Consider the following 21,901-nt stretch of genomic DNA (forward strand, 5'->3'; position numbering starts at 1 on the left):
CCCCTATCCGAACGTGTACTGATCGGTCTAACGAACTAGACTCGCCAGTCTATTCTAATGAGATAGCGTGTATGCGATGAGAGACCACGTAATTGGTGAGGTGCCCGGAACTCGCGGCAGGATCGACAAGCGGCTAGCGATGCTAGACGCGGCATTCCGGATCTTCGCGGACGTCGGCTATGAGCAGGCGAGCGTCGAATCGATCGCTGCTGAAGCAGGGGTGGCCAAAGCGACGATCTATAACCATTTCGGCGATAAGGAACGGATGTTCCGCGAGGTTCTCAGGGCCGACGGAGACCGTGCGCTGGGTGACCACCTGGAGATCGTCGCGACTCTCGTCACGCCGTCGAACAACATCCGCGCTGCCCTCGAGCATGTCGGGCTCGAGCTCCTCATCCGATACTTCGATCCCAAGACTGTGTGGTACCGACGCCTTCTCGTCGCAGGGAGGGCAACTTTTCCCGACGTCTTGGAATCGGTGCGCACAAATGTCACCGAACGCGTCATGGCTGCTCTGGCCGACCGGCTGTCGGAACTGATGCGCCGGGGTCAGCTCCGGGACGCCGACCCAGCAGTGGCCGCAGAGCAATTCTGGGCGCTTCTTGTTACGCCCGCCGAGAACCGCACACAGCTCGGGACAAGGGACGTGACGAGCGCGGAGTTGCGGGAGTCAACGAGTCGCGCCGTCGACACCTTCCTTCGAGCCTTTGGCGCATAAGAGAACGTCCTGGTCAGACGGGCAGTCGGGGAGTGGCTCGGGGGCTACCCGTTTCCACTCTGATTGCAGAAAGTGCAATCGGAGTAACTATGAACTGACATAATGTGCATTATCGGCAATCGCCAGTCTGGCCGAACTGCGCATCCGAGTGGTCCACGTGCGCACCCCGGCGAAGGCGATCCGCACGGCTGCACCCATCTCTGCTACAACCAGTGTTGTGACCGAATCCAGCGCCGTCCGCACCGCTCGCGAGGATCGGTTCGAGGACGGTGTGCGATTGGCCACGCTCGAGTGGTTGCAGGCGCTCGAGACTCCATCGCTGCGGAGTGGGATGGCGCTCTCGACGATCGTCCTGCTCGTGAAGGGGATCACCCTGGTGGCTCCGCTCGGCGGGGTGCTGGCCCCTATCGGCGGCTCGGGGGCCGATGTGTTCTCCGGCACCGGCCTCATGAGCCCCGATCTCGCGCGCTCGGTCGCTGCGATCTGCTTCTGGATCGCCGCGGTCGGTCAGGCGTGGGCGCTGGCCGATTGGTGGCGCTCCGGCCGCCCGAGAGATGGTTACGGAATCGCGGCTGCGTCGCTCGCGGTAGCGGCGGCAGCCGTCGCGATGTGGTGGCACACCGCGCGTTCCGGGCCGGCGGATCTGGTGATGCTCGCGGTGCCCATCATCGCCACGGGCGTGCTGGGCGCTGTCGGCCTGGTCGCACGCTTGGTCGCCTCGCGCAGCCACACCGTGCGGGAGACAAGGCTGATTGCGGTCGGCGCGCGCATGCGTGCGCTGCCCAGCGATGAACAGCAGGCGCTGCTCGCCGAGCGCCGCGAGATTCTCGACGTCCTGCGTGGGCGGGACCTTGTGGACGATGCGCTCGTCGAGCGCGCCGCCGCAGCGCGGCTCGGCGATTGGTGGCTCCTCGACGGTGAGAAGAGCCCACGGTCAGCGCCCCCGACGCGGCGGTGACAGCGATGGGCACGCCGCCCACAGCGTGAGTGCGTTCACCCGTCGGAGATGAGTTCGAGGGCGGACCCGCGTCACTGCGCCGGCAGACACCCACCGTCGAGGATGTAGCCGCCCACGTCGACAGCGACGGCGTCCGCCACCTCGCCGAAGACGCACCCGCCCCCGGGCCCCACCGCCCCGAAGAGGATGCGGCCGTAGTCGCCCCGCACCTGAGCGTCGATCAGTCCGGCGTCCGAGAGCGCGGCGCGGACACTGTCCTCCGTCGCAGCGCCGCGTACACGGAGGTCTTCGAGCGCGGCGGTGAGCGACGGAACCACTTCCGCGTTCGCGCCCTGCGCGTCCTCGTCCAGCTCCACCCGCTCGCGGTGACGATCGTTGAGGGCCATCGCCGCCTCCTGATCGTAGGGCGCGCACTCCGGCGGCAGGTCGACGCCTTCGACCTGCGGGCACGCGGCGGTCGGTGTCGCAGACGCGGATGCAGCGCCCCCAGGGGTTGACGGTGTGCCCGGTGCGGCGTTCGTTGCGCAGCCGGACAGTAGCAGCCCCACGATGGCCACCGCCAGACACAGCCGGCGCCGCGATGCGGGGCGGCGCATCGCGCGCTCACCGGAGGCTGCAGCCGACATGAACCCTCCCCGTACAGCGATTCCGTTTCCCCGACGGTACTAGCAGTCCGGAGCGCGTTGCGCACGCACCTCTTGCGGCGTACGCCGGAGCCGTAGTCTGTGGCCGTGCACACGATCGCGAGAGAACCCGCACGGGCGGGAATGACGCCGTGACGGATCTCGCGCACTCCCCCGCTGCCCCCGCGCCCGGACGGGTACTGGGCGGTCGCTACCGTCTGGAGGCGCTCATCGGACGCGGCGGGTACGCCAGCGTGTATCGCGCGATCGACGAGCACCTGGAGCGCGCCGTGGCCGTCAAGGTCTTCACCGCGAGCACCTCCGATGGCGCCGACCGCGCGCGTGTGGCGTCGGAGACCCGCGTACTCGCGTCCCTGACCCACCCGTCACTGGTCACGCTCTTCGACGCGCGGCTGGACGAGGATCCGGCGTACTTCGTGATGGAGCTCATCGACGGCCCCACCCTCGGCGATCGGATCGCCGGCGCACCGCTCGACCCCGTCACCACCGCATCCGTTGCCGCGGATCTGGCCGAGGCTCTGCACGTCATCCACGAGCGCGGCATCGTGCATCGCGACGTCAAACCGTCCAACGTCCTGCTGCGCCCCGCCCCGATGCCCTCCCAGCCGCCGCGCGCCACGCTGGCCGACTTCGGGATCGCGTACCTCATCGACTCCGCGCGGGTTACCGCGACGGGGACCCTCATCGGTACCGCCGCGTATCTCAGTCCCGAGCAGGCGCGAGGCGAGACGCCCACGGCGGCGGCCGACGTGTATGCGCTCGGGCTCGTGCTGCTCGAATCGCTCACGGGGCGACGCGCGTACGCGCAGGCCACGCCCCATGAAGCACTCGTCGCACGGCTCGTGCGCTCACCGGACGTGCCGGCCACGCTCCCCCACGGATGGCGCGTCCTCCTGTCGGCGATGACAGCGATGGATCCCGCCCACCGGCCCGACGCACACGCGGTCCAGCGCGCCGCCATGCGATTGAAGACCGACGAGAGCGAGGGCTGGAACCCGGTGCCGGTGACCCTGCCCGCGCCCCGAGCAGAGGCCGGGCCGCAGGACGTCACCGACCGGACGGCGGTATTGCCCGCCGACGAGACGTCGGAGATCCCGGCAGAGCCCGCGCGACCGTCACGACGGCGCGCCGTGTGGCTCATCGTCGCCGCCGTCCTCCTCGTCGCCGGGCTCGCCGCAGCCATGGTGTGGGGCGGCACTCCGGCGCCCGATCCGACGCTCCCCGCGTTGCCCGAGCCCCTCGGAGAGCACATGCGTCAGCTCCTGGACCAGGTGTCGCCATGACGCGCCGAGCACCGGCCCTCGTCGGTCTCCTGCTGGCCGCCGCCGTGGCGCTGTCCGGATGCGGCAGCCCGCCGTCGCCCGGTGAAGACCTGCGCACGATCGTAGTCGCCGCTGCCGAATCGGCTGCCGCCGGCGACCTCAGCGGAGCGACGACATCCATCGACGAGCTCGAGTCGCGCGTCCGGGCGGCGCGTGAGGCCGGCGCCCTGACGGCGGATGACGCGGCCAGCGTCCTGGCGAGCATCGCGCTCGTCCGAGCCGACCTCGCCGCGCTCGCGACCCCGGCACCCGAACCGGAGCAGCCCGCGACGGTCGTCCCCGACGAGCAGACTCCGGTGGAGACGCCGGCTGGCGACACCGACCCTGCTCAGGACGAGGACGACCCCACAGACAACGGCAACAAGAACGAGGACAAGGGCAAAGGGAAGGACAAGGGCAAGGAGAAGGAGAAGGGCGAGGACGGGAAGGGTAAGGGCAACAGCGGCAAGGACCCCCAGAAGGGCCCCTGATCCGGGGCCTCTCCCCCTGCGTGCAGCGGTGCCCTATGGTGAGCCGGAAGCGTCTCAGCTTCCTCACAGAAAGGAGGGTGCCATGTCTCTGGACACGTCCTTCGAGCGCGGCGCCGTGACCTCGATCCGCACCGCCCTGGGCGTCAGCGGTGCGCTGTCGCTCATCGTGGGAATCCTCATCCTCGTGTGGCCCGGGCGTACCGCGGAGGTCGCCGTCGCCATCATCGCCATCTGGACGATCGTGGCAGGGCTGGTGTATGCCGCGCTCGGCATCTTCTCGCGCGCCCTCGGCGGGTGGGGCCGCGTGGGTTACATCGCTCTGGGCGTTCTCTTCGTCGTCGCGGGCGTGGTGGCTCTGATCAACCTCGCTGCGGCGACGGTCGGATTCGCCGTCTTCCTGGGCGTCTTCGTGGGAATCCTGTGGATCGTCGAGGGCGTCGTCTCCCTCTCCACGCTGGGCGACGCGGCATCGAAGGGCTGGACGATCTTCTTCGCGATCGTCAGCATCCTCGCCGGCATCGTCCTCGTGTTCACACCGGCCTACGTGGCGCTGCTGTGGGTGTTCCTCGGCATCGGACTCATCGTGCTCGGGGTCCTCCAGATCGTGCGCGCGTTCATGTTCGGCCGGAGTCGTCTGTGACTCCCGTGCGCGCCGCCGGCTGCATGTCGTAGGTGACCCAGGGGGTGGCCGATGCCACCGTGTCGTACACGCGGCGCGCGGTGGCGTTATCTTCCGCGGTGATCCAGCGGACGACGTTCGCGCCCTCCTGCGCCGCGATCTCCCCCGCCCGTTTCAGCAGTGCGGTAGCCACGCCGGAACCGCGTGCATCGGGGGCCGTGAACAGGTCATCGAGGTACAGACCCATCCCCGCCGTGGAAGGTCGGGCGAACCGACGGAGATTCGCCAGCCCCACAATCCGCCCATCGTCGACCGCGACGAGCCCGATGAACCCGTGCTCCCCTGCTGCCACCCACTCCCACGCCGTCCTCACCGCCGTCGCGTCGGACGGGATCTCGTAGAACGCCCGGTAGCCCTCGTAGAGCTCGCACCATCCGGCCTCGTCGCCGGCGGCGATGGTTCGTATGTCGATCGTCATGCCGTCAGGGTACGGCGGCGAGACCTCCGACTCGACCCGATTCCGGTCACGTGCCGGTGGGCAGGTGACGGGCCCACCAGTCCAGGATCGCCGCGAACCGCTCGACGCGGTGACGGGGCTGCCCGCCGCGCGTGAGCTCGTGGTTCTCCCCCGGGAAGATGAGCATCTCCACCTCGGTGCCCTGACGCTTGAGCGCGCTGTAGTACCGCGTCGCCTGCTCCAGCGGGCAGCGGAAGTCGAGCTCCGAATGGATCACCAGGGTCGGAGTGGTCACGCGGTCAACGACCGCCATGGGGCTCTGCGCCCGCATGGCGTCGGGGTCCGTCCCCACGTACTCGTCGCCGAAGAACGTGCCGATGTCGCTCGTCCCCTGGAACGACACCGGGTCCAGGAACCCCCGCTCCACGATCGCGCCGGCGAAGCGCGACTCGTGCGCGATGATCCACGCCGTCATGTAGCCGCCGTACGATCCGCCCATCACGCCGACGCGATCGGCGTCCAAGCGCTCATCGGCTGCCAGAGCGCCGTCGAGGAAGTCCATGATGTCGGTGTAGTCGACGGTGCCCATGGCCCCGCGGATGGCGCGGCCGTGCGACCGCCCGTAGCCGGCACTGCCGCGCGGGTTGCAGTAGACGACGGCGTAGCCGGCGTCCACGAGCACCTGCGTCTCGTCGAACGCGTGCACCCCGTAGGTGGCGTAGGGGCCGCCGTGGATCTGCAGCAGCACCGGGAAGGGACCCTCCCCCTCCGGGGTGGCGATCCAGCCGTGCACGGGGTAGCCGTCGCGCGCGGGCACCTCCAGCTCGCGCGGCGCGACCAGGCCCGCCCGCGTGAGGGCGGCACCGAAGTCAGTGATCACGCGCGGCGATCCTGCGCCATCGATCAGCACGAGCTCCCCGAGGGACTCCGGAGTGCTGACGGAAGCGATGATCCGCTCCCCCGCCGCCGCGACTCCCGCGACCTCCACGTCGCCGCCGAGGACCTCGGTGACGTCGCCGTCCCGCGTGATGCGCAGCAGCCGCACTCGGCCGCGCGTGCGGTCCTGCACGAGGACGTCGGATCCGATCGGGGTCGCCCGGCTGCCGACCTCGCCGAGATCGATCGTCTCGGGATCGGTGAGGATGCGGGGGCCGTTGTCGGCCACGATCCACAGCGCCACTCCCGGCGCGACGAAGTCCAGACCGCGGGGGCCGACGTCGTTGGCGAGCAGGAAGACCGTGCCGTCGTCGGCGACGGCCACGTCGTTCACGTCGAGATTCGCCGCCGTGGGAACGACCTCTCGCGTCGCGCTGCCTTCGACGGCGACGGCCACGACCGGTCGCCGCAGGTCGGGCGCATCGTGCTCGAGCACGTCGGGGACGACCAGGATCTCGCGCCCATCGGCGGTCCAGGCCGGTGCGCCCCAGCTGACCGGGCCCTCCGTCAGGGCGACCGCCTCGGACGTCACGACCGGCTTGGCCGGCGCCTCCTCACCCTCGGCGAGCACGCGCGGGGCCGGCTCGTAGAAGGGCTCCGCCTCGAGGTCGGGCGCGTCCACGACGAACAGCTGCGCGGGGCGGTCGGCGAGGTAGCCCAGGCCGTTGGCGTTCCACCGGATGGCCGTGATGCGACGCGGCGCTTCGGCTGTCGCATCCAGCCCCTCCACGGTGCCGTAGCGGCCGTTCTCGGCGATGCGGGCGGTGTAGGCCAGGCGCGTGCCGTCGGGCGACCACGCGAACGCCTCGACGCCGGAGGGCGCGTCGGTGGCCTGCACCGGCTCCCCTCCCCCGGATGCCACGACGAAGATCTGCGGGCGCCCCTTGGCGTCTGCGCGCAGGAACCCCACCCTGGTGCCGTCGCGCGCGATCTCCGGCGCCGCATCCGCCGTGCCGCGGGTGAGCCGGCGCGGCTTTCCGTCGGGAAGCGCGATGCGCCACAGCTGCCCGACGTTGCGGTTCGCGGCGATGTCGGGACGCGAGGATGCCACGATCGCGAACGAGGCGTCGCGGGCGATGGCGGGACGTCCGAGGGAGACGAGGGCCTCGATGTCGTCGGCGCGCATCGTCACTCCTGCCCGAATGACGACGTGTCGCCGATCAGCCGCGTGTTGTCGGCGGGTACCGGCTCCACCGCGGCGCGGGCGACCTCGGCGGCGAACTCCGACACATTGTAGAGGCGACCGGCCGATTCCCGACGCGAAGCGATCGCACCGGGGTTGGCACGCTCGAGAAGTGTCGCGGTGATGGTGCCCTCGATCATGTCGCCCGAGACCACGACGAAGCCGATGCCGCGCTCGGCCAGCTCGGGGACGAACTCCCGCAGCGCGTCCTCCCCCGCGCGCTTGGAGAGGGCGACGGGCTCGTACTCGGGCATCGTCGGCGTCGTGCGGATGAAGTGGGCCTGATGGCTCGTCACGAACACGACCCGGGACCCGTCGCCGAGGAGCGGCATCGCCGTCTCGAGCACGCGCACCTGCGCGTCACGGTTCAGCGCGAGCGCGTAATCCTCGCCCATGCCCGCCTCCATGCCGCCGGAGGCGTTCAGCACGAGGATGTCCAGGCTGCCGAATGCGCGCTGCACCTCGTCGAACATCGCCTGCACCGAGTCGGAGTCGGTCAGGTCGGCGCCCACCACGAGGACCTCGACGCCCAGACCGCGCAGCTCTGCACCGAGCTTCTCGGCCCGCGGCGCCTTGTTGCGGTAGTTCACCACGACGTTCGCGCCCGCCTCCGCGAGATAGCGCGCCGTGTCAGCCCCGATACCGCGGGAGGATCCGGTCACGAGTGCGGTCTTACCCCGGAGCGAGTCGGGCGGAAGGATCTGGGGCACGGGGGTCTCCTGGTTCGACGGGAGCCGCGCCGCGGTAGTCGCGCACGGCTGTTCGACCCTACCAATCCGGGCCCTGCGCACACCCCGCATGGTACGTTCGGAAAGAGGGGAGGCCCACCGTGGAGCTACTCCAGAACATCGCGCAATGGGCATGGATCGGCTGGCTCGTGCTCATGCTGATCTGCCTGGTCATCGAGATGCTCACGCTCGATCTGACCTTCCTGATGCTCTCGATCGGCGGACTCGCCGGCCTGGGCTCCGACCTCCTGGGCGCACCGCTGTGGCTCCAGGTGATCCTCGCCGCCGCCGTGGCCGCGGTCCTGCTGCTGGCCTTACGGCCACCGCTGCTGAAACGCCTGCACCGCGGCTCCGACACCCGTCCGTCCAACGTCGACGCGCTGCTGGGACTGGATGGCCGCGTCCTGGCGACCGTCTCCACGTTCGCCGGGCAGGTCAAGCTCGCCAACGGCGACATCTGGACCGCCCGCAGCGACGGCCAGGGCGAGATCGAGCCCGGCACGCCCGTCCGGGTGGCGCGCATCGACGGTGCCACCGCCTACGTCCGCCCACGACCGCAGGAGCTGACCGAATGAGCGCACAAGAGGTCGTCCCCGCCGTGATCGGCTGGGCGCTGGCGATCGCCGTTCTGATCTTCGTGCTCGTGGTGATCTTCCGCAGCATCCGGATCATCCCGCAGGCCAACGCCGGCGTGGTCGAGCGGCTCGGCCGCTACCACAAGACCCTCACGCCCGGTCTGAACCTGCTCGTGCCGTTCATCGACCGCGTCCGGCCGCTCATCGACATGCGCGAGCAGGTCGTGTCCTTCCCGCCGCAGCCGGTGATCACCGAGGACAACCTCGTCGTCTCCATCGACACAGTCGTCTACTTCCAGGTCACCGACGCCCGCGCGGCCACGTACGAGATCGCGAACTACCTCGGCGCGGTCGAGCAGCTGACCACCACGACGCTGCGCAACGTCGTCGGTGGTCTGAACCTCGAAGAGGCCCTCACCAGCCGCGACAACATCAACGGCCAGCTCCGCGTCGTGCTGGACGAGGCCACGGGCAAGTGGGGTATCCGCGTCGGCCGCGTCGAGCTCAAGGCCATCGATCCGCCGCACTCCATCCAGGACTCCATGGAGAAGCAGATGCGCGCCGAGCGCGACCGTCGTGCGGCCATCCTCACGGCGGAGGGTTCGAAGCAGTCGCAGATCCTGGAAGCGGAGGGCCGCCGGCAGGCGGAGATCCTCCGCGCCGAAGGCGACAAGCAGGCCGCGGTGCTGCGCGCCCAGGGCGAGTCGGAGGCGATCCAGATGGTGTTCCACGCCATCCACGCCGGCGACCCGGACGAGAAGCTCCTCGCCTACCAGTACCTGCAGACCCTGCCGAAGATCAGCGAGAGCCCGTCGAGCAAGCTGTGGATCATCCCGAGCGAGCTCACCGAGGCGCTCAAAGGCATCGGCGACGCGTTCGGCGGGCGCCAGCCCGAGCCTGCGCTTCGCCGTGCCGCGCGGGCCCCGCAGTCCGCACCTCCCCGCGGCGGCGCGGACGAAGCCGTCGCCGCTGCGCGCGAGGCGGCGTCCGCTGCCGACGACATCGCCGCCCAGGCTCGCTCGAGCGTCCCCAGCGGCACCGACGACATGGCCCCCGGCGCTCCGGCGTAGCCATGGTCCACCCCTACCTCCGCGGCGCGCGAACGCCGCGGGTCCTGGCCCACCGCGGCCTCGTGACCCCGGATGCGGCGGCCGCAGGAGTCGTCGACAACTCCTTCGCCGCCGTGGCCGCCGCCCACGCCGCGGGAGTCGAGTTCGTCGAATCCGACTGCCACTTGACCGCCGACGGGGTCGTCGTGCTCCTGCACGACGACGACCTCTCCCGCATCGCCGGCGACCCGCGCCGCGTCGCCGACCTGCGCCTGCACGAGCTGGCCGACCTGCTGGCCGACCGCGGCGGCCTCTTGACGCTCGAGCAGGCGCTGGATGCCTTCCCCGAGGTGCGGTTCAACCTGGACGTGAAGGCGGACGGCGCGGAGGAGGCGGTGGGCCGACTGGTCGCGCCGCACGCCGAGCGCGTGCTCCTCACGAGCTTCTCCGACGAGCGGCGACTGGCGGCCCTCGCCGCCGCCGAACGGGCGGGCGCGCCGATCCTCCCGGCCACCTCCCCCGGTTCCCGCACCCTCGGCCGCCTGCTGGCGGCGCTGACCGTACGCAGCCGTCGGGCGACCGACACGGCGCTGCGGGGGCTGGACGCGCTGCAGATCCCTGAGCGGCATCGGCGTCTGCGTGTGCTGACGCCCCGGCTGCTGGACGCCGCGCACGCGCACGACGTCGAGGTGCACGTCTGGACGGTCAACGATCCGGAGGACATGCGGCGCCTGCGGCGCGCGGGAGTGGATGGTCTGGTCACCGACCGCGCCGACGTCGCGCTCGCCCTGTCCGCCTGAAGAATCCCCCTGAGCATCCTCTGTGAATGCCTGATGAGCAGGTCCCGTTCGGATGGTTCCCTCAGCGCGGAGCGTTATACCTGAACAGCGACGAGAGGACCACACAATGGCAGACCGCAGTCTTCGCGGAGTGCGACTCGGCGCCCAGAGCCTACAGAGCGAAGAGGGCGTCGTTTTTCACGACCGTACACAGCACACCTACACCTGCACGTCCTGTGCACGTGACACGACACTGACATTCGCCGCCGACGCGGAGGTGCCCCCGTCCTGGGAGTGCCGCACGTGCGGCGCCGAGGCGCTGCTGCGCATCGGCGAAGGCACTGCCACCGTCGACCACAGCGAGGACAAGGCGCCCCGCACGCACTGGGACATGCTGCTCGAGCGGCGCACGCTCCCCGAGCTCGAGGAACTTCTCGAAGAGCGCCTCGCCTACATCCGTGCGCGCCGGGGAGGCGGCAGCGCCCCGGAAAAGCTCTCGGCCTGAGCGCAGGCCCACCCTGATGCCGGTCCCTTCGGGGGCCGGCATCGTCGTTCACCGGCGACACCTCGTCGGCGGTTCTCAGCTCCGCGCGCGGCGCTCTCGCCAGAAGGCCAGCGCGCCCAGGACCAGGATCGCCAGCAGGCTCCCCCATCCCAGGATCACCTGAACGGCCGGTCCGACGACCGAAGCCGGCGTAAGGCCTTCGCGCAGCGGCACATCGGTGAGCATCGCCCCCGCCTCCCCCGCGGGCAGCGCGTCGATCACAGCACCGTCCGGAGCGATCACCTGGCTCGTGCCCACCGTGGAGATGTTCACGACCGAGCGGCCCGTCTCGATCGCCCGCATGCGCGCGGCGGCGAGCTGCTGCAGGTTCTCGTCGGTGTCGCGGAAGTCGGCGTTGTTGGTCTGGAAGACGTACAGCTGGGCGCCGTCGCGCGCCCCCTCCCAGATGACGTCGTCGTAGATGACGTCGAAGCAGATGGCCAGGCCGATGGGGACACCGTCCAGATCGAGGACGGGCGGATTCGTCCCGGGGGTGTACTCGCGTCCGATGAGGCCGACCAGATCCGGCACGATCATCTCGAAGAACCACCGGTCCGGCACCCACTCGCCGAACGGCACGGGATGCGTCTTGTCGTGCAGTTGTCCGGGCCCGTCCTCGGCCGTCCACAGCATCGACGTGTTGAACACGTCGGCACCGCGCCCGGTGGCGGCGTTGATGAGCAGGGGCGCCCCGATGCGCTCGGACAGGGCATCGAGCGTGCGGGCCGTGCCGCGGGTCTGCAGCGGGTCGGAGTCCACGCCGCCCTCGGGCCACACCAGCAGGTCGAGCTCCTCCCCCATCAGCGGCGCCGTGGCCGCCAGCTGGGCGTTGACCAGATCGCCGGGCCCGCGGGGATCGAAGTATCCGCTCGGCCCGTTGCCCTGCACGCTGCCCACCCTGAGCGTCCCCGCCGGCGTCGTGGGGAAGGCCGGCAGGGCGACCAGCAGCACACCGAGGGCAGCAGCGGGCAGAGCCGTCCGCACGTCGCGGAAACGGGCTGCGCGCAGCCACTCCACCACGGCTGCGGTGAAGGCGACGACGAGGAAGGTCAGCCCGGCGACCCCCGTCCACGACGCGATGCCGGAAAGGGGGCTCTCGGACAGGCTCATGCCGATGCGGCCCCACGGAAAGCCCGTATACGGCCACGAACCGGTCCACAGCTCGCGCATCGTCCACAGGCCGGCCACGAGCGCGGGCAGCGCGGTCAGCTGCGCCCAACGGCCCGGAAGGATGCGTGGGAGCCACCGGTAGGCGAGGGCGATCGGCACCGACCCCACGGCCCAGAAGACCGTTTCCACGCCGGCGAGGGCGAGCCACGGCACGACGCCCAGGTAGCGCGTCGCCCACGACACGTGCACGAACCAGAACGCGGCGCCGAACACCGCACCCACCAGCAGAGCGCCGCCGACGCTCCGCCCCATCAGGGACACGAGGGCGAACGCGACACCCACGAACACCAGCGGCCACACGCCGATGTCGGGGAACGCCGCATCCAGCGCGATCCCGCCGACGGCGGCGGTGAGCACCGCGGCCCACAACGGCAGCGGCGGACGGGGTCGGGGCACGCTTCGACCCTAACCGCGGGATGCTGACCGGAGGCTGTGTCAGACGGTGGAATAGGCGACGATGCCGCGCCGAACCCCGTCCAGGGCCCGGCGGGCGACCGTGGCGACGGGGCCGTCGGCGACGAGGGAGAGCTGGTCGAGCAGGTCGATGGTCTGCTTCGCCCAGCGGACGAAGTCGCCCGCGGCCATGTCGGCGTCCACGAGCACCTGGTCCAGCGGTCCCCCTCGGGCCCACTGGTGCATCGCGCCGGCCAGACCCGCCGCGATCGGCTCGGTACCCGGGAGGCGATGCTCCCGTTCGAGGTCGTCGAGCTCCTGCCACAACGTCTGCGTGGCATCCAGCGCCGGCCGGAAGACGCCGCGCGGCAGCCCGTGCTCGCCGGGGCCGGCGTCGTCGCGGCGCGGCTCGTACACGAGCGAGCACGCGATCGCCGCCATCGCCGGCGCATCCAGCCCGCTCCACAGGCCCCGCCGCAGCGACTCCGCCACGAGTAGGTCGCGCTGGCCGTAGATGCGGCGCATCGTGCGCCCCGCCGGCGTCAACCGCGTCGTGCCGTCGTCGTCCACGACGACGTACTGCAGCTCGGTGAGCACATCCACGACGCGGTCGAACGTGCGCGCCACGGTGCCGGTGCGGGAGCGGATCTGGGAACGGAGCTTGTCGGTCGAACGCTTCAGCTTCCAGTACCGCTCCGCCCAGCGGGCGTGGTTCTCCCGATCGGGACACGAGTGGGCGGGGTGGCGCTGCATGCGCTTGCGCAGCGACTGCAGCTCGCGCTGCCGCTTCTCCCGCGTCACGCGGGACGCGGTGGCGTCGCGGCGGTTGAGCTTCTCCAGATCGGAGAGCTCGCGGCGGATCGCGGAGTACTCCCGGAAGTCGCCGCGGTCGCACGTCATGGCCTGCTCGTACCCGGCCAGCGATTCCTCCGCCTCCCGCACCTGCCGGGCGAGCCCCACGACGGCCCGGTCGGCCTGGAACTGCGCGAAGGAGGACTCCAGGATCTCGCGCGCCCGCGATCGGCCGAACTGGTCGATGAGGTTCACGGCCATGTTGTAGGTGGGGCGGAAGCTGGAGTTCAGCGGGTAGGTGCGCCGCGAGGCGAGGGCCGCCACCGACTGCGGATCCAGTCCCTCGGTCCACTGGATGACGGCGTGGCCCTCCACGTCGATGCCCCGACGCCCGGCACGGCCGGTGAGCTGTGTGTACTCCCCCGACGTGATCGCCACGCGCGCCTCGCCGTTGAACTTCTCGAGCTTTTCCAGCACGACCGTGCGGGCGGGCATGTTGATGCCCAGCGCGAGGGTCTCCGTCGCGAAGACGGCCTTGACGAGCTTGCGCTGGAACAGCTCCTCCACGACCTCCTTGAACGCCGGCAGAAGGCCGGCGTGGTGCGCGGCGACGCCGCGCTCCAGGTTGTCGCGCCACTCCCAGAAGCCCAGCACCGCGAGGTCCTCCTCGCGCAGCGTACGGGTGCGTTCCTCCACGATCTCGCGGATCTCCTGCCGCTCCTCCGCCGTGGTCAGCCGCAGGTTCGCCCGCCGCACCTGCTGCACCGCGCCGTCGCAGCCGGCGCGGCTGAAGATGAAGAAGATCGCCGGCAGCAGGTTGGAGCGGGCGAGCAGGTCGACCACCTGGGGGCGGTCGAGCCGTTCGAAGCGCTGGAAGTTCGCCGAGCGCACCGGGCGCTGACCCGGGCGCGGGCCCCGGCGCCCCTGCGGGATGGTCCCCGCCTGCCGGCCCGAACGGTACGCCTGGCTGCGCCGGTTGTTCTCGTAGGTCGCCCCGGATCCGGATCGGATGCGCAGGAGCTCCTGGTTGACCTGGGCGGTGGCGACACCCGCCCGGTCGTCGAAGAGCGGCAGGAGGTCACCGCGCACGAGCACATGCTGCTCCAGCGGCACCGGGCGCACCTCGGAGACGATCACCTGCGTGTCGCCGCGCACGGTGTCCAGCCAATCGCCGAACTCCTCGGCGTTGGAGACCGTCGCCGACAGCGACACCAGGCGCACCGACGGAGGCAGGTGGATGATGACCTCCTCCCACACCGCGCCCCGGAACCGGTCGGCGAGGTAGTGCACCTCATCCATGACGACGTACCGGAGTCCGCGCAGGGCCGACGAGTCTGCGTACAGCATGTTCCGCAGCACCTCGGTGGTCATCACGACGATCCGCGCGGAGCCGTTGATGTTGGTGTCGCCCGTGAGGAGGCCCACTTCGTCGGGGCCGTACACGTCGACGAGCTCCCTGAACTTCTGGTTCGACAGCGCCTTCATGGGCGTCGTGTAGAACGCCTTCTCCCCCGGCTCCTGCATCGCCAGGTGCACGGCGAACTCGCCCACGATCGTCTTGCCCGCCCCCGTGGGGGCGGCCACCAGAACGCTGCGGCCCTCCTCCAGCGCCTGGCATCCGGCGATCTGGAAATCGTCGAGCTCGAAACGCTGCATCGCGGCGAACTCCGTGGTGAGCGGATGCTGTGCACGCTGCGACGCACGGGCGAAGCGCTCGGCGGGGCTGGGCTGACTCACGCGGCGGTCTCCGGGGGAAGGAGTGCGCTCTCCCGGCGTCGGCGCCGACGATCGAAGAGCATCGACAGGCCGGCCGCGGCGAAGAACAGCACGACGAGGATGCCGGCCAGCAGCAGCATGCTCACGACATCGGCGGCGGGGGTGGCCAGGGCGGCGAAGATCGTGGCGACGAGCACGGCCACGCGCCAGCCCTTCAGGATCGCCCTCCCGCTCATGACGCCGGCGAGGTTCAGCGCCACGAGGAAGACCGGCAGCACGAACGCGACGCCGATCACGATGAGGAGCTTGAAGACGAAGTCGTAGTACGTGACGGCGGTGAACAGCTGCGCCCCCTGGTCGGGGACGAAGGTGGCCATCAGTTCGATGATGTGCGGCATGATGATCACCCCGACGACGCACCCGCCGAAGAACAACGGCACGGCGGCGGCGACGAAGCCGACCGTGTAGCGGGTCTCCTTGGGCGTGAGCCCCGGCATGATGAACGCCCAGATCTGCCACATCCAGATCGGCGCCGACAGCAGCAGGCCGATCGCAAAGGCGATCCGCATGCGCATGTCGAACGCCGACGTCACGGTGTCGAAGTTGAGGGCGACGAGGTCGGTGCCCCGATCGGCGGCGACGGTGCGGATGGGCTCGGTGAGCACGTCGATCACCCCGTCGGTGATGAAGAACGCGATGACCATGCCCACGACCAGCGCCGCCGCGGCGATCATCAGCCGCTTGCGCAGCTCGATGAGATGCTGGCCGAGCGACATGCGACGGTCACGCCGTCGCGGCTTGCCGGGTTGTTCCCCCACCCGTGGCGGATCGGTCGCGACCACGACGGGTCAGGGGGTGGAGTCGGGCGTCCCGCCGGGCCGGTCCGCCGTGCTGTTCGCCGTCGTGCGCGCGTCGGGGCGGTCCGCCGACGCCGTGTCGGTGGGATCGTCCTGCTTCATCGCCTTGATCTCGCCGCGGAACACACGTGCCGACTGCCCCATGCTCTTCGCGAGCGCGGGGAGCTTGGCCGCGCCGAACAGAAGCAGGATGACAGCGAGGATGATCAGGAGGTGCCAAGGGCCGAACGCGTTGCCGAGCATGAGATCTCCTCGAGGGTGACGGGATTCCTCCAGTGTAACTCTCGTGCCGCCGCGGCGGCCGAAGCACAGCGGTGCGGCGATCAGCCCTCGCCGCGATACTGCGCGAGACCGGCCTGCGCCCAGGCGGCTGCCGCGCATCGGGCTGCCGGCGGGTCGAGGATCTCCACGTCTCCTCCGCGCCGAGCGGCGAGGCGTTTGAGGCTGTGTTCGTCGGCGACGTGCAGCGTCGCCGACATGACCGAGCCCGCCTTCTGGGTCGCGGCCCGATCCAGGTAGTCGCCCAGCAGGGGCGCGAGGGCCGCGGGGAAACGGATGCGCGCCACCACGTCGTTCTCGCCCGGTTCAAACAGCGCGGGCACCGGCTCCGCACCGTGCGTGATGGGGATGTCGGTGAGGGTGAACCCGCTCGCCCGCTCGAGGTGGAACGTGCGCATCGCCTCGCGCATGTGACACCACCCCTGCAGGTACCACTGGCCGCTCGCGATGTGCACCTTGACCGGGTCGACGGTGCGGGTGGTGGCGGGGGCGTCCGGGGCCTTGTAGGTGAACGACACCGCGACCCGCCGCCGCAGGGCCTCGTCGACCACGTCCCGGACGCCGTCGACGGGCCCGGGGGCCACGATGACGTCGGCGGGCGTGGCGGAGGCTCCGCGGGCGAGCTTGGCGAGCAGGCCGTTGACGAGCTCGTTCGTCCCCACGCCCGGGAGCGTGCGGGCCAGCTGGAGACCGGCGAGGAGCGCCGCCGCCTCGCGCGCCGTCAGACGCGGTGACCTCTCCAGACCGACGGTGTTGGTGATGGAGATGACATCCTGCGAGTCCAGCAGATCCCAGTCGATGTCGAACAGCTCGTTCGGGAGCTGCCAGAAACCGCCTTCGCCGGGCAGACCGATGACGGTGAGGCGCTCCACCATGGCGCGCATCTGCTCGGGGGTCACCTCGAACTCCTCGGCGGCCTCGGCGATCGACACCTCGCCCTTGCCGATGAGGTACGGCACGAGCTGCAGCATGAGTGCCGCCCGGTCGGTGGCCAGCATGGGCTTGCGGGCGCTCATGCGGCGTCTCCGTGCAGGCGCAGCGTCGCCTCCAGGCGACGGATCACCTGGTCGCGCAGCTCCACGGGCGCCACGACGCGCACCTCCGGGCCGTACGAGGCCAGTTCATCGGCGAACACGTGCACGTCCACGTACGGTACGCGGATCCCCTGCTCGGCCGGCGTCGCACGGCGCTGGAGGCGCAGGGCCGCCTCGGTGCCGGGGTGCACCTCCAGCAGCGCCGTCTGGGAGGCGGCGACCGCCTGCAGTCCGGACAGCGCCCGCTCCCCCGCATCCTGGCGCAGCGCCGGGTCGAACCGGTCGCGCGTGATCTGGACGTCGCCGACGATACGGGCGAGGAGGAACGTGCGCTCGGCGTCGATATTGAGGTCATGGCCGAACACGTGCCACCGCGCCTCGTACTCCACCAGGGCGAGGGGACGGATGCGCCGCTCCCGCGCTGCCCGGTCGCCCGGGCGCAGGTAGGGGAAGCGCACGATGCGGCTCTGCTCGATCGCGGACTGCAGGGCGGGGAACGCGGGGTCGCGCAGGCTGATCCGCGGCGCGTAGCCGATGATCGGCTCGTCCACCGGGATTCCCAGCGCCCGGATCTTGCGGAGGCCGCTGCGCGCGTCGGCGGACATCGACTCCGACCCCCACACGCTGCCGGCGATGTTCAGCAGCGCGACCTCTGCGGGGGTGAAGGTGATGTCGGCGGGCAGGGCGTACTCGGCGGTGGGCACGCGGTAGCGCGCCTCGCGCAGGTCGTCGGGGTCGGCGTAGTCGCCGATCGTCTCGATGGGCACGCCGAGGCCGCGCAGGCTCTCCTTGTCGCGCTCGAACATCTTCTCCAGCGCATCCTTGGATGCGCCGGCCTCAGCCTGCTCGCGGTACCCGGCGACGGAGGACAGGATCGTGTCTTTGGTCAGCCCCTGCTCGGTGGCCATGAGCGCCACCACGAGGTTGACCAGGCGCTCCTCAGGGGCGTTCTTCACCGGTCGCGTAGGCACCTTGTCATCCTAGGGTCGGAGCCGTCGCCGGTCACGCCTGCGGCGTGGCTCGACGGTGCGCGGGGTGGCCGCCCGGCGGCCGTGATCAGCCTTCGATGCCGAGGATGTCGATGACGTAGACCAGCGATGATCCGCCGGGGATGGCGCCCTGCTGCTGATCTCCGAAGCCTTCCTCCGGCGGGAGGACGACGAGCACCTGCGAGCCAACCGTCTGGCCTTCCAGGGCCGATACGACCGCGGGGGGAAGGGTCTGCTCCGACACGGCGCGGGGCGCGGAGTTCCACGTGGTGTCGAAGACCTCGCCGGTCTCCCACACGACGCCCGTGGAGTGCGCCAGTGCGACGTCGTCGGCGGTCACCTCGGGGCCGTCTCCGCGCTTGAGCACCTCGACGGTGACTTCTGCCGGAGGCGTCGCCTCGGGAACGATGATGCCGGGGCGACCGTCGGGCGCACGCACGACGGTGGGAAGTCCGTGGCCCTCGATGAACTGATCGGCGCCGTCGGCCTTGGGGAGGTACACCTTCCGCACGTCGACGACCGCGACGGCCGATTCGTCCTCGGCCAGGCCCAGGCTTGGTGCGGCCCCCTCGGCCAGGCTGTCCGGGGCCAGTCCGACGACCACGCGCGAGCCCTCGGTCACGCACTCGAGCGCGTCGACGAGTCCGGGGAAGCCCTGGAGCCACTCCGAGAGGCTGAACGCGCGCGTGAGGTCGCCGTTGTAGGGCGTCGCGATGACCGTCTCGCCGGTCTCGCCGCCGCTGATGGTGATGTCGAGCACCACGAGCTGGTTCTCGTCCTCGATGGCCGCGCCGTCGCCGCGCTCGATCACCTTCGAGACGGTGGAATCGACATGGAACGGCGTGCGCACGTCCACGCGCGGCTCGGAGTCGGCGGCCCCGGTCACCTCGACCAGATCCAGCGCCCCACTGGCCCCTTGCGTGGGGTTGCAGGAGGCCTCCGGCGATGTCGAGCAGCCGACGAGACCCACGGCGATCAATGCCGTGGCGGTGAGGAGAGCGGGGGTTCTGCGCACCGGAACAGTCTAGGGGGTGGGCTCCGCGTCGCCCTGCCCCGCTGCCTGGCGGACGCCCTCGGCGGCGCGCTGGGCTTCGCGGATGCGCTTGCGCAGGTTCTTGTCGGTGATCTCGCGATCCCCGACGGCGCCGGGCGTCCAGATCTCCACGTCCTCATCGGCGTAGGACGGCTTCTTCAGTGCGCGCTTGCGCACGTCCGGCGGGACGGCGCCGGGAGCGAGCCGGCGCGCCGTGATGAGGAAGCCCGTGTGCGCGACCATGCGGTGGTCGGGGCGCACGGCCAGGCCCTCCACGTGCCATCCGCGCACCATCGTCTCGCTGGCCTCGGGCTCGGTGAACAGTCCCGTCCCGCGGAGGTACTCCGCGACGCGGCTGAGCTGCGTGGCCGTGGCGACGTAGCAGAGCACGACGCCACCGGGGGTGAGCGCGTCGGCGACGACGTCGATGCACTCCCAGGGCGCGAGCATGTCCAGCACGACCCGGTCCACGCTCCCCGGCGTCACGGCCTCCGGGAGCGCCTCGACGAGGTCGCCCACCCGCAGGTCCCACGTGGCCGGCTGCTCGCCGAGGAACGTCTCGACGTTGGCACGCGCGACCTCCGCGAACTCCTCACGACGCTCGAAGGAGACCAGGCGCCCGGCCGGGCCGATCGCGCGCAGGAGCCACAGCGCGAGCGCGCCCGAGCCCACCCCGGCCTCCACGACGACGGCGCCGGGGAACACGTCGGCCTGCGCGAGGATCTGCGCGGCATCCTTGGGGTACACGATCGCGGCGCCGCGGGGCATCGACATGACGAAGTCGCGCAGCAGGGGACGCAGGGCGAGATACTCGTGACCCGCGCTGTTGACCACGACGCTGCCGTCGGGCTGACCGACGATGCCGGCATGCGGGAGCACGCCGTTGTGGGTGTGCAGCTCTCCACCCTCGCGGAGCGTGACGGTGTGCAGGCGCCCCTTGGGTCCGGTCAGCTGCACGCGGTCGCCGATGCGGAACGGCCCGCTCAGGTGCGGGGTCTCACTCACCGACGGCTCCCCGCCGGGGCGTGGGCGGCGTGGAGAGCGCGCAGGTCGTCGGTGGTGCGTCCGTCCAGCGTCGGCCACAGCTCGTGCGCGCCGACGCCGGTCAGGGAGAGCAGGAGCGGGACGCCGAGGGAGACCGCACCGCTGGCCACGGCCGCGCGCAGCCCGTTCGGGGAGTCCTCGATCGCCACGGTGTCCGCCGGGTCGACCTCCAGCATCGTGCATGCCTGGAGGTAGGCGTCCGGATTCGGCTTGGGACGGGTCGCCTCGTCACCGGCGATCACGACGTCGAAGGCGTCGAAGTCGATGTGATCCACCACGCTGTCGGCCATGCGGCGCACCGACATGGTCACCAGTGCCGTCTTCACGCCCTGCGCCCGCAGATCCGCCAGCAGCTCGCGTGCGCCCGGGCGGAACGGCACGCCGTTGGCGGCGAGGCTCGCCATGACGCTGTCGGTGAGCGCGTCGATGATGTCGGGGACGCTCATCTTCACCCCGGCGTCCTGCAGGACGCGTGCGGAGTCGGCGAGGCCCCGTCCCACCAGCTGGAGGGCCTGCTCGTGCGACCACGTGCCCCCGAATCGCTCGACGAGCGGGGTCTCCGCTGCCATCCAGTACGGTTCGGTGTCCACGAGCGTGCCGTCCATGTCCCACAGGACGGCGGCGGGGAGGGAAGAAGTCATCCGACCATCGTAACGAGCGGGCCCGCCGTTGCCTGCCCGGCCCGGCGCCCGTGCGATGCGCCTATCCTGGGAGGACCTGCCGCAGGCTGAGGAGGTTGCGTGGACGCACTGGGTCGCCGGGTTCTGGTCACCGCCTTCGACGGGTGGAACGACGCGGGCGAGGCCGCCTCGGCCGCCGTGGCGCTGCTGCGCGAACAGGGCGAGTACGAGCCGGTGTTCACGGTCGACCCCGAGCTGTACTTCGACTACCAGTACACGCGCCCGCACATGGTCAGCGACGGCGAGGGGCGGCGGATGCTGCGGTGGCCCGACGCCACCCTGTACAAGCCCGCGCGTCCGACGCGCGCCGGCACCGAGCTGTGGCTGCTCACCGGCGCCGAGCCCGCGCGCGCATGGCAGGCCTTCGCGAACGAGTTCGTGGACGTGGCGCTGCGCGAAGACATCACGGGATTCGTGGCGCTGGGGTCGATGATGTCCGACGTCCCCCACACGCGTCCGATCTCGGTCTTCGCAGGCAGCGAGAACGAGCGCCTGCGCGACGTGCTGGGCCTGGAGCGCAGCACGTACGAGGGGCCTGTGGGGATCCTCAGCGCACTGGCCGTGGCCGCCGACGCCGCCGGCATCCCCGCCGCGACCCTGTGGGCGAGCGTCCCCCACTACGTCGCCGGACACACTCCCTCACCCAAAGCCACCCTCGCACTCCTCGACCGCCTCGAAGACCTCACGGGCGCGCAGGTCCCCCGCGGCGACCTCGCCGGGGAGGCTGCGGCGTGGGAGGCGTCGATCGACGCGGCCGCAGCCGACGACGAGGAGATGACGGAGTACATCCGCCAGCTCGAGCGCACGCGCGACACGTGGGACTCCCCCGAAGCCTCCGGCGACGCGATCGCGCAGGAGTTCGAGCGCTACCTGCGCCGCCGGGGCGACGGTCCGACCAAGCCCGGACGCGACGAGCCGCCGCGCCGCTGAGC

23 protein-coding genes are annotated in these 21,901 nt (G+C 70.9%); 10 read left to right on the forward strand and 13 right to left on the reverse strand.

The window, feature by feature from the left end:
• The first annotated feature begins 76 nt into the window (after window positions 1-76).
• Together E4V99_RS15315 and E4V99_RS15320 are read left to right on the forward strand one after the other, a co-directional pair.
• A complete protein-coding gene (locus E4V99_RS15315) occupies window positions 77-718 on the forward strand; it encodes a TetR/AcrR family transcriptional regulator (RefSeq protein WP_135117765.1) in 642 nt (213 codons plus the stop codon).
• 217 nt (window positions 719-935) lie between these two features.
• Entirely contained in the window at window positions 936-1,676 is a 741-nt protein-coding gene (locus E4V99_RS15320) for a hypothetical protein (RefSeq protein ID WP_135117766.1), read from the forward strand.
• A 71-nt stretch (window positions 1,677-1,747) separates the two neighbouring features.
• On the opposite strand, the gene E4V99_RS15325 is transcribed toward E4V99_RS15320, so the two are convergent.
• The gene (locus tag E4V99_RS15325) at window positions 1,748-2,302 is read right to left on the reverse strand and encodes a hypothetical protein (RefSeq protein ID WP_135117767.1); all 555 of its coding nucleotides are present in this window, start codon (window positions 2,300-2,302) and stop codon (window positions 1,748-1,750) included.
• A gap of 149 nt (window positions 2,303-2,451) precedes the next feature.
• Between E4V99_RS15325 and E4V99_RS15330 the strand changes: the two genes are divergently transcribed.
• The 3 genes from E4V99_RS15330 (at window position 2,452) to E4V99_RS15340 (ending at window position 4,752) form a co-directional block, all read left to right on the forward strand.
• A complete protein-coding gene (locus tag E4V99_RS15330; RefSeq protein ID WP_245233209.1) occupies window positions 2,452-3,603 on the forward strand; it encodes a serine/threonine-protein kinase in 1,152 nt (383 codons plus the stop codon).
• Window positions 3,600-4,112: a hypothetical protein gene (locus E4V99_RS15335; RefSeq protein WP_135117768.1), complete on the forward strand. Its 513-nt coding sequence runs from the start codon at window positions 3,600-3,602 to the stop codon at window positions 4,110-4,112. The genes E4V99_RS15330 and E4V99_RS15335 overlap by 4 nt, the downstream gene beginning before the upstream one ends.
• Before the next feature lie 82 nt (window positions 4,113-4,194).
• Window positions 4,195-4,752 (forward strand): DUF308 domain-containing protein, encoded by a 558-nt coding sequence (locus E4V99_RS15340; RefSeq protein ID WP_135065997.1) that lies wholly within the window; start codon window positions 4,195-4,197, stop codon window positions 4,750-4,752.
• On the opposite strand, the gene E4V99_RS15345 is transcribed toward E4V99_RS15340, so the two are convergent.
• From E4V99_RS15345 to E4V99_RS15355, 3 genes are read right to left on the reverse strand one after another with little or no spacing between them, the layout of a single operon-like run.
• On the reverse strand, window positions 4,727-5,209 hold the full coding sequence (locus E4V99_RS15345) for a GNAT family N-acetyltransferase (protein WP_135117769.1): 483 nt from the start codon (window positions 5,207-5,209) through the stop codon (window positions 4,727-4,729). The genes E4V99_RS15340 and E4V99_RS15345 overlap by 26 nt on opposite strands.
• Before the next feature lie 46 nt (window positions 5,210-5,255).
• Window positions 5,256-7,250 carry a S9 family peptidase gene (locus E4V99_RS15350; RefSeq protein ID WP_135117770.1) on the reverse strand — a complete coding sequence of 665 codons (1,995 nt, stop codon included), beginning with the start codon at window positions 7,248-7,250 and terminating at the stop codon, window positions 5,256-5,258.
• A 2-nt stretch (window positions 7,251-7,252) separates the two neighbouring features.
• Window positions 7,253-8,017, reverse strand: a complete 765-nt coding sequence (locus E4V99_RS15355) for an SDR family oxidoreductase (protein WP_135117771.1) — start codon at window positions 8,015-8,017, stop codon at window positions 7,253-7,255.
• 119 nt (window positions 8,018-8,136) lie between these two features.
• Here E4V99_RS15355 and E4V99_RS15360 point away from each other — a divergent pair, with 119 nt between their 5' ends.
• The 4 genes from E4V99_RS15360 to E4V99_RS15375 all read left to right on the forward strand — a co-directional run bounded on the left by E4V99_RS15360 (window position 8,137) and on the right by E4V99_RS15375 (window position 10,943).
• On the forward strand, window positions 8,137-8,610 hold the full coding sequence (locus E4V99_RS15360; protein WP_240742868.1) for an NfeD family protein: 474 nt from the start codon (window positions 8,137-8,139) through the stop codon (window positions 8,608-8,610).
• Window positions 8,607-9,680, forward strand: coding sequence for an SPFH domain-containing protein (locus E4V99_RS15365; RefSeq protein WP_135065984.1), 1,074 nt, complete (start codon window positions 8,607-8,609; stop codon window positions 9,678-9,680). Before E4V99_RS15360 ends, E4V99_RS15365 begins: the two co-directional genes overlap by 4 nt.
• A 2-nt stretch (window positions 9,681-9,682) precedes the next feature.
• On the forward strand, window positions 9,683-10,459 hold the full coding sequence (locus tag E4V99_RS15370) for a glycerophosphodiester phosphodiesterase family protein (RefSeq protein ID WP_135065981.1): 777 nt from the start codon (window positions 9,683-9,685) through the stop codon (window positions 10,457-10,459).
• A gap of 106 nt (window positions 10,460-10,565) precedes the next feature.
• Complete coding sequence (locus E4V99_RS15375) at window positions 10,566-10,943, forward strand: RNA polymerase-binding protein RbpA (protein ID WP_135065978.1); 378 nt, start codon at window positions 10,566-10,568, stop codon at window positions 10,941-10,943.
• A gap of 75 nt (window positions 10,944-11,018) precedes the next feature.
• Here E4V99_RS15375 and lnt read toward each other — a convergent pair whose 3' ends face one another.
• From lnt to E4V99_RS15420, 9 genes are all read right to left on the reverse strand, one after another.
• Window positions 11,019-12,548 carry an apolipoprotein N-acyltransferase gene (gene lnt / locus E4V99_RS15380; RefSeq protein WP_135117772.1) on the reverse strand — a complete coding sequence of 510 codons (1,530 nt, stop codon included), beginning with the start codon at window positions 12,546-12,548 and terminating at the stop codon, window positions 11,019-11,021.
• 39 nt (window positions 12,549-12,587) lie between these two features.
• A complete protein-coding gene (locus tag E4V99_RS15385; RefSeq protein WP_135117773.1) occupies window positions 12,588-15,074 on the reverse strand; it encodes a DEAD/DEAH box helicase in 2,487 nt (828 codons plus the stop codon).
• Entirely contained in the window at window positions 15,071-15,829 is a 759-nt protein-coding gene (tatC, locus tag E4V99_RS15390) for a twin-arginine translocase subunit TatC (RefSeq protein ID WP_135065969.1), read from the reverse strand. The genes E4V99_RS15385 and tatC overlap by 4 nt, the downstream gene beginning before the upstream one ends.
• Window positions 15,830-15,901: 72 nt before the next feature.
• Window positions 15,902-16,153: a twin-arginine translocase TatA/TatE family subunit gene (gene tatA, locus E4V99_RS15395; protein WP_135065966.1), complete on the reverse strand. Its 252-nt coding sequence runs from the start codon at window positions 16,151-16,153 to the stop codon at window positions 15,902-15,904.
• 80 nt (window positions 16,154-16,233) lie between these two features.
• Complete coding sequence (locus E4V99_RS15400) at window positions 16,234-17,205, reverse strand: WYL domain-containing protein (RefSeq protein WP_135065963.1); 972 nt, start codon at window positions 17,203-17,205, stop codon at window positions 16,234-16,236.
• Entirely contained in the window at window positions 17,202-18,194 is a 993-nt protein-coding gene (locus E4V99_RS15405; RefSeq protein WP_135065960.1) for a WYL domain-containing protein, read from the reverse strand. The genes E4V99_RS15400 and E4V99_RS15405 overlap by 4 nt, the downstream gene beginning before the upstream one ends.
• A gap of 85 nt (window positions 18,195-18,279) precedes the next feature.
• The gene (locus tag E4V99_RS15410; RefSeq protein ID WP_135065956.1) at window positions 18,280-19,227 is read right to left on the reverse strand and encodes an FKBP-type peptidyl-prolyl cis-trans isomerase; all 948 of its coding nucleotides are present in this window, start codon (window positions 19,225-19,227) and stop codon (window positions 18,280-18,282) included.
• A 9-nt stretch (window positions 19,228-19,236) separates the two neighbouring features.
• Window positions 19,237-20,250 (reverse strand): tRNA (adenine-N1)-methyltransferase, encoded by a 1,014-nt coding sequence (locus tag E4V99_RS15415; protein ID WP_135065953.1) that lies wholly within the window; start codon window positions 20,248-20,250, stop codon window positions 19,237-19,239.
• Window positions 20,247-20,930: an HAD family phosphatase gene (locus tag E4V99_RS15420; protein ID WP_135117774.1), complete on the reverse strand. Its 684-nt coding sequence runs from the start codon at window positions 20,928-20,930 to the stop codon at window positions 20,247-20,249. Before E4V99_RS15420 ends, E4V99_RS15415 begins: the two co-directional genes overlap by 4 nt.
• Window positions 20,931-21,029: 99 nt before the next feature.
• Here E4V99_RS15420 and E4V99_RS15425 point away from each other — a divergent pair, with 99 nt between their 5' ends.
• Window positions 21,030-21,899, forward strand: a complete 870-nt coding sequence (locus E4V99_RS15425; protein ID WP_135065947.1) for a PAC2 family protein — start codon at window positions 21,030-21,032, stop codon at window positions 21,897-21,899.
• Window positions 21,900-21,901 lie beyond the last annotated feature (2 nt).

Source organism: Microbacterium sp. dk485, assembly GCF_004570445.1.
Taxonomy (GTDB): Bacteria; Actinomycetota; Actinomycetes; order Actinomycetales; family Microbacteriaceae; genus Microbacterium; species Microbacterium wangchenii.